This window comes from Phycisphaerae bacterium, from assembly GCA_018003015.1.
Lineage (GTDB): Bacteria > Planctomycetota > Phycisphaerae > UBA1845 > PWPN01 > JAGNEZ01.
The window spans coordinates 92,699-105,321 of record JAGNEZ010000012.1 but is presented as its reverse complement, the minus strand read 5'-3'; the positions used below and the strand labels follow the sequence as shown (position 1 = coordinate 105,321).

General features: G+C 62.6%; 8 protein-coding genes. 6 read left to right on the top strand and 2 right to left on the bottom strand.

The window, feature by feature from the left end:
- Positions 1-154 precede the first annotated feature (154 nt).
- The 3 genes from KA354_07880 to KA354_07870 all read left to right on the top strand — a co-directional run bounded on the left by KA354_07880 (position 155) and on the right by KA354_07870 (position 4,357).
- Positions 155-1,651: a Gfo/Idh/MocA family oxidoreductase gene (locus KA354_07880; protein ID MBP7934555.1), complete on the top strand. Its 1,497-nt coding sequence runs from the start codon at positions 155-157 to the stop codon at positions 1,649-1,651.
- Positions 1,652-2,156: 505 nt separating this feature from the next.
- Entirely contained in the window at positions 2,157-2,396 is a 240-nt protein-coding gene (locus KA354_07875) for a hypothetical protein (protein MBP7934554.1), read from the top strand.
- A 302-nt stretch (positions 2,397-2,698) separates the two neighbouring features.
- Complete coding sequence (locus KA354_07870) at positions 2,699-4,357, top strand: YXWGXW repeat-containing protein (protein ID MBP7934553.1); 1,659 nt, start codon at positions 2,699-2,701, stop codon at positions 4,355-4,357.
- Between the two features lie 142 nt (positions 4,358-4,499).
- Here the strand turns inward: KA354_07870 and KA354_07865 are convergent, their stop codons facing one another.
- The gene (locus KA354_07865) at positions 4,500-6,479 is read right to left on the bottom strand and encodes a potassium transporter Kup (protein ID MBP7934552.1); all 1,980 of its coding nucleotides are present in this window, start codon (positions 6,477-6,479) and stop codon (positions 4,500-4,502) included.
- A 674-nt stretch (positions 6,480-7,153) separates the two neighbouring features.
- On the opposite strand from KA354_07865, the gene KA354_07860 reads away from it, so the two are divergent.
- The 3 genes from KA354_07860 to KA354_07850 all read left to right on the top strand — a co-directional run bounded on the left by KA354_07860 (position 7,154) and on the right by KA354_07850 (position 11,413).
- A complete protein-coding gene (locus KA354_07860) occupies positions 7,154-8,863 on the top strand; it encodes a hypothetical protein (protein ID MBP7934551.1) in 1,710 nt (569 codons plus the stop codon).
- A 257-nt stretch (positions 8,864-9,120) separates the two neighbouring features.
- Entirely contained in the window at positions 9,121-9,819 is a 699-nt protein-coding gene (locus KA354_07855; GenBank protein MBP7934550.1) for a hypothetical protein, read from the top strand.
- 127 nt (positions 9,820-9,946) lie between these two features.
- Positions 9,947-11,413 carry a cellulase family glycosylhydrolase gene (locus KA354_07850; GenBank protein MBP7934549.1) on the top strand — a complete coding sequence of 489 codons (1,467 nt, stop codon included), beginning with the start codon at positions 9,947-9,949 and terminating at the stop codon, positions 11,411-11,413.
- An 8-nt stretch (positions 11,414-11,421) separates the two neighbouring features.
- Here KA354_07850 and KA354_07845 read toward each other — a convergent pair whose 3' ends face one another.
- Positions 11,422-12,528: a hypothetical protein gene (locus KA354_07845; GenBank protein ID MBP7934548.1), complete on the bottom strand. Its 1,107-nt coding sequence runs from the start codon at positions 12,526-12,528 to the stop codon at positions 11,422-11,424.
- Between the last annotated feature and the right edge of the window lie 95 nt (positions 12,529-12,623).

Here is a 12,623-nt window from a genome sequence, read left to right as displayed (position 1 = left end):
ACGCGACGTGCCCCACCTCCCGCTCCGGTACGGCCCTCGAATCACTTGTCCGCCAGCAGACTTGCGGTTACGCTTCCAGATCCTGCACGACCGCGTGGGCTCCACCGGCGGGAAGAGTGCGGACCGTAGTACCTGTTGATTTGGAGAGACTCTCATGAAGAACCCTGTGACTCGCAGACAGCTCCTCGAGAACGGCACGATGGCAGCTGGAGCGGCGGCCGTGACCGCCGCACTCGGCGGTTGCGGCACCGCCGGCACCGGAATGACATTCGCACCCGCCCCGGCAGCCAAAATCAGCCGCCGAACCGTCAGCCCCAATGAGAAATTCAACATCACCCTGGTCGGCTGCGGCGGCATGGGTCGCTACAAACTCGGCAACTTCATGGACTCCAAGCAGTGCAATGTCGTCGCTCTCTGCGACGTGGATGACAAACAGCTCGCCGGCGCCGCCGAGGATGTCGCCAAAAAACTCAACCAGAAGCCCGAACTCATCAAGGACTATCGCCAGATCGTCACTCGCAAGGACATCGACTTGGTGATCGTCGCCACACCCGATCACTGGCACGCCGCCCCCATGATGCTCGCCGTCGCCAGCGGCAAGGATGTCTACTGCGAAAAGCCCTGCTGCCACAACATCCACGAAGGTCGATTGATGGTCAATGCCGCCAAAAGATACGGGGCCATCGTCCAGGTTGGTACCCACCAGCGCGAGATACCCCACATCCAGGAGGCCCGCGAGTTCATCCGCGCCGGCAAGCTCGGCACAATCAGCATGACCAATACCTACACCTACGGCAACGAGGTCTTCGCCAACATGGGGAACGATCCCGACGGACCCGTGCCACCCGGTGTGGACTACGACATGTGGCTCGGCCCGGCCAAGGTCCTGCCATTCAACAGGCGGCGGTTCCACAACACCTGGCGCTGGTACTTCGACTACGGGTGCGGTATGGTCGGCGACTGGAACGTCCATCTCCAGGACATCATCATGTGGACCATGGGCGCGGTGTCCCCCATCTCCGTATCCTGCGTCGGCGGACACTTCATCATCGAAGACGATCGAACCACTCCCGACATGATGCAGGCGGTCTATGAATTCCCCGCTCCCCAAAACGCTCCAACCAGCAAGCAGGGCTTCATCCAAACCTACACCATGCGCAAAGTCAGCGGCAAACCGTGGGATGTCGGCGGCTACGGCATGGACTTCCACGGCACCAACGGCATGATCCACCTCACGCGCAATGACTACATCACTGATCCGGATAAGTGGGATTGGAAATTCTGGGACGGCGCCAAGAAGCAGGGCCGGATCGGTCCCAACCAGTCCGAGTGGCGCCTCGGCAACATGACCAAGGAACAAAAAAACCGCAACTTCCCCGGCGCCGACCAGGCCGCTCACCAGAAGCATGTCGAGGACTTCCTTGCATGCGTGCGCGACCGCAAGCCGCCAATCGCTAACCTCGAATCACACTACCACTCGGTCGCCGCCTGCCACCTGGCCAACGTCTCCCTCCGCGTCGGCCGGCGAATCTACTGGGACGGCACCCGCGAGCTCTGCTTCACCGATCGCGAACTGAGAATCCCGGACCGGGAGGCCAATAAGTACCTGGCCCGCGAATACCGCAAGGGCTTCCAACTGCCCATGGTCTGACCCGCCCATCCAACGGGCACGTCTGACCACACGCAAGCAAGGGCACCATCACTGCACGAGCGTGAAGCACCCAGCCTCACGCCCGTGTCTCCTTCATACCCCACCCCGAGGACAACATCCCACCCGCCCGGAAACCAATCACCACACCCCAGAAGCGAACCGCGCCAACCTGAACTCCACCCCAAACGGACGTTCAGTCACGAAGCACACCCAAGATACCTTCAGAACGGCCACCACCCGCCGCATAACAGAAACCGACCCCAAGCCAACGCCTTCCTCGTGGCGATCTGCCCTCAAACAGTTGGCGGCTTTCCGTCACATGGCCCCCCACGTTGGCTCGCAGCGCGCCGGCAACAATCTGGCACCTTGCGGGCCCCAAGAGCATCAGGTACACTCCATGGGTCAGTTACCCCAGCCCAGGCCCCACACGCGGCCTCGGGCGTTCGTGCCGTCCCGCCCATGCGGTCACACTCCCCGACCGCACGCGAGAGAGAAGGAGGCGAACATGGCAACCTACAGGGATCCAGGCACCTGGCCCACCGTGGTCCACCTGCTGCTCGAGCAACTCCATCCCCAATGGAATCGGCTCACCCCTGATCTTGACCTGACCGACGAGTGCCTTCGCGCTCATCATCTCGATCCTGCAACCGCCACCGTCAGTCAACTGCAACGCATACTCGCCCGCGATCTGCTGTTCGCAAAGGAACGCCACGAGGACCTGATCCAGCCAATCGGCAAAAGCTGATCGGAGACCGTCGACCTCCCCCGCGGCCGATCATCCCTGCGCCGCCCCCCGCCAACCGCAGTCCGAGCAAGCCCGGAGAAACCCTCCGCCAAATCACCCAGGAGGCCACCGCGGATGACCTGAGTCGCCCCGGCAGTCGCTTTCCGCCAGGATTCCCGTGTGGTAACATAATAAGAGCCGATTCCGCCGGGCATTCACCGCCAGCGCCTTGCTTTGAGAGCCAGGAGCCCCGGCGAGGCAGACGATACGACCAGGCGGGTCAGACGAACCAGTCCGGTAAGCGCCGGGCCTGAGAGGATGACATGAGAGCAATACACCCGTTCTGCGGCGGCCGTATTCGATGGGCATGCAGTGGTCTGCTTGCGCTCTCTACGCTGCTGGGAACCACCCAAAACCTCTTGGCGGACCAGGATGATCATGATCGCGACCGAAATCACCGCGACCGGGAAACCCTTTTCCAGATCAACGTCAATATCGGTGGACCGGCGGCCCCCTCGCTACCTTCCTGGGTCGTGGATAACCGCGGTCCAATCCACGAAGCGTTTGCCGAACCTGTGGTGTTCGACCCTAAACCCGGCTTGGTTGTCCTCAGACGCCCCCCGGCATTGATCAACGAGGTCCCCCCTCCCCATTGCCCTCGAGGCGACGACATCCGCTGGATTCCCGGGTACTGGGCTTGGGACGACGACCGCAACGACTTCGTCTGGATTAGCGGCATCTGGCGGAATATCCCCCCCGGTAGAGAGTTCGTCCCCGGATACTGGTGCGAAACCCAGAGCCGTTATCAGTGGGTCCCTGGCTGCTGGCGAAGCAGACAAACCGAGGTGCTCCAATACCTGCCTACCCCACCCGAGTCGCTCGACCCGGCCGCAACCGGCCTTCCACCGAAACCCAACTTCATCTGGGTCCCGGGCGTCTGGGTGTGGTCCTCATCCGGCTATGTGTGGCGCCCTGGCTACTGGATCGCCCCCCGGGAAGAGTGGGTGTGGGTGCCCGATCGCTATGTCTGGACGCCCCGCGGCTATGTCTTCGTCAACGGCTACTGGGACTACGTCATGCCCCAACGCGGCGTCCTGTTTGCCCCCGTCTACCTGCCGCCGCAGCAACTCACCCGCCCCGCATTCGTCTATACCCCCGACGTGGTCGTCAACGTGACCGTCCTGGTTGGCAAGATCTTCGCTCGTCCCCATTACGACCACTACTACTTCGGCGATTACTACGACCGCTCCTACTTCAGGTCCGGCATCTACCCGGTGGTCTCCTACCACAACAGCCGCTACGGCTATGATCCGATCTTCGCCCATCACTTGGCCATGCATAAGGCCGACCACGACAAGTTTACCCGGGAGTTGCACGACGAGTACCGCTTTCGGCGCGACCATCCGGAAGCCCGACCGCCGCGCACCTATTCCGACCTCCAGCGGATGACCGGACGCGACGACGTCAGCCCGGAAAAAGCCAGACATGTCGGCATGGCGCAAGCCCTCACTCAGGTCGTGAACCGCCCCGATGCACCCTTCCGCTTCCAGTCTCTGCCCAACGAACGGATCGATGCCGCCCGCCAGACAGCGACCCAACTGAGGAAGTACATAGAGGAAAGAAGAAACTCCGAAACGCGCCGCCCCCAGGACCTGTGGAAGGGGGCAGTGGGTGTCCCGCTGGACCAGACCGCCGGACGCCGAGAAACCGGACTACTGGAACGATCCGGCCAGCCCCCGCGCCAGACCACCCGCTCACCCCAGCCCCCGCGCCAGACCACGCACTCCACCCCGCCGACCATTCAACGCTCCACCAATCAGGCCAACGAGATCCGAATCCAGCGCTCGCCCGTCGGTAGCCGGGCACGGAACATCCTCGATCAACTGTTCAAGCCGACACCCACGCCGCCAAAGGCGTCCGCCCCCGACCACAAGATCAAGCCAGGCTCGCGGGTCAGCAATCGCCGGGAGCCGCAGGAGTAGACCACAACCCGATAGAACTCATCCAAGGACCAGTCCGCCAAAGGCACCCTCGACACCCCAGGGACGCAAACCGTCCGCCCGCCACCCAGGCACACCCCGACTCCAACCCGCAGAGAAACCCCGCCACGCTGCCAACAACGCGTCATAACTCGATCTGCGTGCCCAGCTCAACTACCCGGTCGGGCGGAATGTCAAAGTACGCCACCGCCGAAATCGCGTTCCGCGACATCACCGCGAAAACCGCTTTCCGCCATCGCGACATGCCCGGCTTGGTGGTCGTGATCAGCGACTCCCGCCCAAGGTAAAAACTCGCTCGCCGGGGATCAACCTTGAGGCCCTCGGACCTGCACCAGTGAAAAACGTCACGCACCCTCGGCGTTTCCATGTAACCGTAGAAGGCGCGCACCGAAAAAAAACCGTGACCATGATCCACCACCCGGACCCGCTGTTCCGTGGCCACACTCGGCACCTCCAGGGTGGAAACGGAGAGCAGAATGACCTGATCGTGGAGCATCTTGTTGTGCTTGTAGTGATGCATCAGCACCAGCGGCGTACCTTCGGGATTGGAGGTCATGAAAACCGCCGTGCCCGGTGCACGGAGCGGCTTCTGGCCTCGCTCCAGCGGTTCGAGAAAGGCCTGCAGCGGCAGCGTGGCCCTGCCAATCGACGCCGCCAGGATGCCTCGGCCACGCTTCCAGGTGGTCATCAGTGTGAATAACACGAGCCCGGTGACCAGCGGCAGCCAGGCGCCCTCCCACAGCTTCGACAGGTTCGAGGTGAGAAAGGTCAGGTCGACCGCGAGAAACAAACCCGCCAGAGCGGCAGCCTTGGGCAGCCCCCAGTTCCACCGCCGATAGGCAACCACGAACAGCATCAGCGATGTGATGGTCATCGTGCCGATCACAACCACACCATAGGCCGCCGCCAAATTCGAGGACTTCTTGAACGCGAGCACAAGCCCGCAACAGGCAATCGCCAGCCAGCCGTTCACCTCCGGCATGTAGATCTGCCCCTTCGTCCTGCTCGATGTGTGCACCACCGTCAGTCGCGGCGAATACCCGAGCTGCACCGCCTGCTGCGCCAACGAGAACGAGCCCGAGATCAGAGACTGAGAGGCAATCACCGTGGCAACGGTCGCTAGGGCAATGAGCGGGTACTGCATCGAGTCGGGAGCGAGAAGATAGAACGGGTTCACCGCCGCGGCCTGACCCTTGGCAATCACAACCGCACCTTGACCAAAGTAGTTGAGCAGAAGACACGGAAACACCACCACAAACCAAGCCGCCCGGATCGGGTGACGCCCAAAGTGACCAAGATCCGCGTACAAGGCCTCCGTACCCGTAACACACAAAACCACCGCTCCCAAGACCAGAAACCCGTGCAGCTGATGGTGCTGGAAAAACGCGATCATCCGCAGCGGATTGACTGCCGCCAGAATCGACGGCTCCCGAATGACCCAGACCAGCCCTAATCCCCCAATGACCACGAACCAAATGAACATCACCGGCCCAAACAACGCTCCCACAAAACCCGTGCCCCGCTTCTGCACAAGAAACAGAGAAGCCAGAATCACAAGCGTGATCGGAACAACCGCCGGTGACAGCGAGGGCGCGCTGAGCTCCAGACCTTCCACGGCGCTCAGCACCGAGATGGCCGGCGTGATCATGCCTTCACCGAGCAGCAGAGCCGCACCAAAAAGCCCCAAACCGGTCACGATCCCCCGCCGTGACCACCTGTGCCCCGGCGCCTTGTCCGGGGGAACCGCCAAAGCCATCAGCGATAGGATCCCCCCTTCGCCGCGATGGTCCGCTCGGAGCACGAACCCGATGTACTTCACCACAACAATCAGCGTCAGCGACCAGAAGATGAGCGACAGCAGCCCAAGCACGTTCTCCTCAACCGGCGCCACCCCGTACCGGGAACCAAGACACTCCCTCAACGCATACAGCGGCGAAGTGCCAATGTCACCGTATACGACCCCAAGAGCCCCCAGCCCGGCCGCCGCTACCGACATCCGGCTCATGGAGAGACGCTGACCGGCGGCCGCCGTCAAGGAAGGAGAATCCGCGGACTCTGGACCGTCGTCCCGTGAGCAGGCTTCCGGAGAATCGTCACATGCCATGGCTGTTAAAGTGACTCCCCATGAAAGCCCCACAGTCTACGGGAAGTCCACCCAGAGAACAAGGTGCATCACCGAAACCTCTGCCTGCAAGGACACCGAAAGAGAGGCCGTCCACCTGACTCCTCCCCCCCGACCGTTGACTCCCACAAGAATCCCTTTCTGGCCCACGCCCGACAGCATCTGGTCAGCCAGGAAGGGGGCGTCATCCCTATCACTAAGATCATGATGCTCAACTGCCACCCCAACGATCGACGCCTCACCACGTAGACATCTCAGCCGCTTCCCAAAGAACCCAACCATCCCCAATCAGGACCACGCCCAGCGGTGACGTAACATCGTCCGAGCCACCGCAGCCACCCAGTTCCGCTTCCCGCCAACTTCCCAGAACACGCGGCGTGTTATTGAAGGAGGAACCCAGCCGAATACGTCTGCCGCTCCAGCCGACTGCTGACCGCTGGTCGCTCAATTGGCTTCGTTTGGCGCTTTGAAATCCTGATAGCCTTACCCCGGGGCTCGCCGCGGCCTCGCCCCCAAAGAGATCGCCGTCCGCCGCTCCGGCTAACCGCGGACAGCGGGTCGCTGACCACTCAATCGGCTTCGTTCCGCCAAAACGGCTTTTTTCGGCTATACTTCGCGACCAAACGCCTGCAGCGTCTTTGGATGGAGGACCCGCCATGTGGTTGCTGATCTGGGCCTTCTCGATCCCGGTGGTGGCCGGACTCACCACCGCGGCCGCCCAACCCAAGGCTCCCCGCATCGTCAATATCGTCAACTTCATCCGCGGCGTCGAACCACGCGAGCCGGTCGATCTCTATGAGCCCGTCGTCCGCCAGATCCACCTCGCCCACACGCACGGCCTGCCAACCACGTTCCTCATCCAATACGACGCCCTCATTCAAGACCGCTTCGTCCAGTTGCTCAAAAAAGAACTGACCGGCGACGATGAAATCGGAGCCTGGCTCGAAATCGTCCAACCCCAGGTCGAGGCCGCCGGACTCAAGTGGCGAGGACGATTCCCCTGGGATTGGCATACCGATGTCGGATTCACCATCGGCTACACGCCCGCTGAGCGCGAAAAGCTCATCGACGAGTACATGCGCGCGTTTGTGCATGCTTTTGGACGCCGGCCTCGCTCCGTGGGCTGCTGGCTGATCGACGCTCATACCTTGACCTACCTCTCCGACCGCTACGGAGTCACCGCCGCCTGCATCTGCAAGGATCAGACCGGCACGGACGGCTACACGCTTTGGGGCGGCTACTGGAATCAGGCCTACTACCCCAGCCGCCTCAACGCCTATATGCCCGCTCAAGACCCCATCCGCCAAATCCCTGTGCCGGTGTTCCGCATGCTGGGCAGCGACCCGATCGACCAGTACGACAACGGCCTGGGGGAGGCCGCTCAGGGCGTGGTCACCCTTGAACCGGTCTACACCGGCGGCACCGGCGGCGGAGGAGTGCCCGCGTGGGTCCGCTGGTTCCTCGACCTGCAGACGTCCACACCCTGCCTGGCCTTCGCCTATACCCAGGCCGGCCAGGAGAACTCCTTCGGCTGGCCGGCTATGGAAAAGGGCCTCACCGACCAGGTCAAAAGGTTGGCTGAACTCTCCCAGACCGGCCAAATCCGCGTCGAGACGCTCGGGCAGTCCGGCCAATGGTTCAAAAACACCTTCCCCCAAACCCCCGCAACCGCCGTCACCGCCCTGCATGATATGAAGGGCCGCGAAAGAGGTAGCGTCTGGTATAACAGCCGGTTCTACCGCACCAATCTCTTCTGGGACGAGAACGGCCTGCGCATCCGCGATATCCATGTGTTCGACGAACACTACCCGGAACGCTACCTCAACCAACGGGTCACCACCCACGCCGCCGTCTACGATACCCTGCCCGTCATCGACGGCTTCACCTGGAGCACACGCGAAGCCCGGGCCGGTGCCCGACCGGTCCGGGTGTCGCCAGACGGCAAGACCTTGCCGATGACGACCGGCACGCCGGAGGTGACCGAACAGGAAGAAGACGCCCTGGAGATCAGTGTTCCGCTGACCGGCGGGGGACGCTTGACCGTGCGATGCCAGCCGGAACGAATGCTCCTCCAGACCGAACCGGGAACGCCGACATCGTGGGCCCTCGAGATGAGTTGGGCGCCGGAGAAGAAGCCGCCCATCGAGCGCGTGGAGGACGGTGCGGTCCTGTACCGCCACAACGGTTTTGCCTACCGGCAGTGGTTGAGCAAGGGCCGGTTCCGGGCCCAACCCGGCCAGCCCCGGATCATCCTCGAAGCACAGGAAGGAGTGCTGAAGCTGGAGCTGAAGAATACCAAGGAGGTAGATGCGGCGATCGGGCCCCGGTCACGGTGGGGGGCCGCCGGCCCGGACGCCGACCGGTAGGTACGCCTGGGCCGCCGCCGGACAATACCCACCGTCTCCAAAGAGCAGAGGAGCATGGGACACCCCCAACAGCGCCGGCCTCGGCCGGAAAAGCCTGCCCTGTCGCCAGAGTCAACCCGGTGGCTTCCGCCAGCACCGCAAGGGCACCACGGGCTTGACGGCATCCCTGGGGATGGGCACACTGTGGGGCGAATGAGGGGTCGACCGTGCCCACTGCCGCTGGGCAGGTTTCGGCCCCGCTTTGGAAGGAGCCCGACATGGCCGACACCGAGGTTGCATCCCGCCCCAGGATCGACCGGTTCATCATCCGCTCGTGGCCCAAGATCATCCTCATGCTGCCAACCCTGTTCATGGCCCTGGTCTGCGGCGGAATCATGTCTTTCCAGCCCGCCCCAGCACCCGATGCTGGCTTTGGGTGGCTACACCTTGTCGGGCTGTTGTTCCTGCTGGTGCTGATGATCAATCTCACCCTGCTGCTCTACGATCTCAGTTTGCGCGGCTTCCTCATCATCGCCCTCGGCATCCTCGTCTTCGTGCTAACCATCTTCCTCCTCAACCGCTATGTCGAGGGCGGAGCCTGGCGCGCGATCGGCGACGCCTTGAGCGTCCGGGTCTACGCCAATGCAGCTTTCTACTTCACCTTCGCGTTCGTCCTCTTCTTCAACCTGGCGATCGCTTGGATCCAGACCCGCTTCCACTTCTGGGTCATCGAACGAAACGAGATCATCATCCATCGCGGCTACATGGCCGAGCAGGAACGCCATCCCACCGCCCAGACGCGCTTCAAACTGGTGATCGACGATGTGGTCGAATACGGCCTGCTCCGCAGCGGGAAGCTGGTGTTCATCTTCGGCGACAACCACAGCGAGCACGTGCTCGACACCGTGCTCTGCGTTCATCGAAAAGCCAAGGTCCTCGATGATCTCCTCGGCCGGGTGGCAGTCACCGAACAGTAACCCGCCCCTTGCCGGCACGGGAACCTGACCGAAAAGCCAACCACCGGCCGGCCTGTTCCTGAGACCCCGCGGACGGTATAATGGGGGTGCTCACCTCGTGAGCGCCATGCACAGCGGTGGGGAGTCTATGCGAAAGGCTTGGGTTCGGAGGGTTTGCCTGACTTCAGTTGTCCTCGCAGGCTTCTGCGCGAGCCCGGCACAGGCCGAAAACGCGGGCTTCGTCTACCGCCTCAAAACCCAGTTCATGCTCGACGGTCGACCTGTCTTCTTCGCAGGATCCAACAGCTACTACCAGGTGACCTATCGCCGGTGGAACGTACCGGGTCCGGACGAGGTACTCGACAAGATGGCCGCCCGAGGGATGACCCTGGTCCGCACGTGGGCCTTCCAGGACGCCGTGGAGAACGGAGCCTGCCTGCAGTGCGCACCCCAGCGACAGCTGTCGCCCGACGAACGCCCCATCGACTTCCTCGACCCGCTCACCCTCGAAGCCCTGGATCAGGCCCTCGCCGCCGCCGATCAGCGAGGAATCCGCGTCGTGCTCGCCCTGGTCAACAACTGGGGCGACTACGGCGGCATGGACCGCTGGACCCTGTGGCGATTCGGCTCCGTCAACCACGACAAGTTCTATACCGATCCAGTCATCAGGGAATGGTACCAGGACCTCGTACAGGTCCTGGTGAACCGGGTCAACACCGTCAATGGCCGGCGCTACCGCGATGATCCCACTATCTTCGCCTGGGAACTCACCAACGAGGCCAGGTCCTCCGCCAGCGCGGCCGCTGATCTCAACGCCTGGATCGGCGAGATGAGCGCATTGGTCAAGAGCGTGGATCCCAACCACATGGTCACCACCGGCATCGAGGGCTTCTACGGCCTCAGCCACGCCAACCGCAATACGGATTCGTGGATGGCAGCCAGCGGCCAGGACTTCGTCAACAACCATCAGCATGCCTCGATCGACTTCGCGACGTGCCACATCTGGCCGGATAACTGGGGCTGGAACCCCATCGGCAACACGACGTCAGCCGTATACAAATCGAGACTCTACTTCCAGCGGCACCTGGAAGATACCGACACCGTTCTCAAGAAGCCGCTGCTCTGCGAGGAGTTCGGCATCCCTCGAGATAACCGGGGAAGAGGAATCGAGAGCGGCCCGACCACCATTCGTGATTTCTTCTACCAGGAGGTTTTCTATGGCTTGTGTCAGAGCTCGGCCCTCACCGGCGGCTCCTGCGGCGGGGCGACGAACTGGCTCATCCTGAGCGACTCGTATTCACCGTACGACGACGGCAACGGCGTGTTTCTCCCCTACGATGCTTCGACCGACGCGATCCTCACCACCGATGCCCTCTTCCTGGCCCGGCTGCGAAAAGGCGACCTCGACTTCGACGGGGACGTGGATATGGACGACTTCGGCGTCCTGCAGCGGTGTCTCAGCGCCACCGAGCTGGAACAAGCCTCCAGTTGCCGAAACGCGGACTTCGACAACGACGGGCTGGCCAATCAGAAGGACCTGGCTGTCTTCGAACAGTGCCGCGCCGGAGCCGGCATACCGGCCGATCCGGACTGCGTGTATACCCGGGAACCATGAAGGGGACACTACTCAAGACAGGCGGGATCGACGAGATCGCCAGCTTCCGGCCAGCATCGCTGCAGCAGACCGAAGTCGGATTGATCGACGTCGCGGTCAGCATCCAGATCGGCAGCCGCACATCCAAAGGACCCCAAGCCGATCTCCGGCCCGCTCACACAGCTGAGGAACCACTCGAGGTCGGCCCGGTCGCTCCTGCCGTCCAGGTTGAAGTCCACAACCGGCGCGCCGATGACGTGGATCGGCCGGTCGAAGCAGACCAGCTGGCCGATGGTGACCTGGATGTCAATCAGCGGGAACTTCGCCCCACCGGGGACCATGCCGCTGTCGAAGTGCTCGGGCCCGTCGCCGTTGATCGCGAGATCCAGCTCGAGCTGCTGCGTCAGGGCCACCTCGCCTCCGATCCTGTAAAGGCCCTTGCCGGTGAGGTGCCGGGACTGCGTGCCCGCGAAGCTGTGCCAATCCACCTCAGCGAACGCATAGGTCTGGAAGAGCGGATTGGAGTCTTCGAGGGTGAGCAAGAATGTGCCGGTGATGCGCGACTCAGGATACAGGACACAGTTGCACATGCCGAAGCAGCCTTCCTGGTAGGTGCTCCTGGGCCCAAGCCGATAGAGCACGGGCGGCACGGCCTGAGGGGCGGCGATCACCTGGATCACGGTGTCGTAGCAGTACAACTGGTTGATGGAGACGGTGATGTCAATGCGAGGCAAGCCGCCGCCGATGACCATGCCGCTGTCGAATCGCTCGGACGCGCTCCCGTTGGTCGACAAGTCGAGAATCAGTCGTTGGTCGAGGACGAAATCGCCACCCACAATGTAGGAACCAGACCCGGTGATGTGGAGGACCTTGCCCTCGGCGGTCTCGACGGTCCAGTCGACGTCGGTCACCGCGTAACGGTCGTACCAGTCGCTGAACCCCTCAAATACCAGCCTGAAAGTGCCTGTGACTGGAGTCTCCGGTCCGAGCGGACACTTGCAGGGCGGAAAGCACCCCTGCTGCCAGGCGCTCTTGGCGTCCAGAACGTAGACGACGGGGAGCGATGCCTGGCCGTGCACCAGCGTGGGCAGGAGCGCGGTTGCGAGGAGAGGAAGAGCCCGAGTGAATGAGAACATGGTCGGCCTCCTTCCGGTCTGTGACATAGGGATGCGGCGACAGGGCGACCCTGCTCAAATCCATTATAGGAACTTGTCGGACACGATGCCAGAAC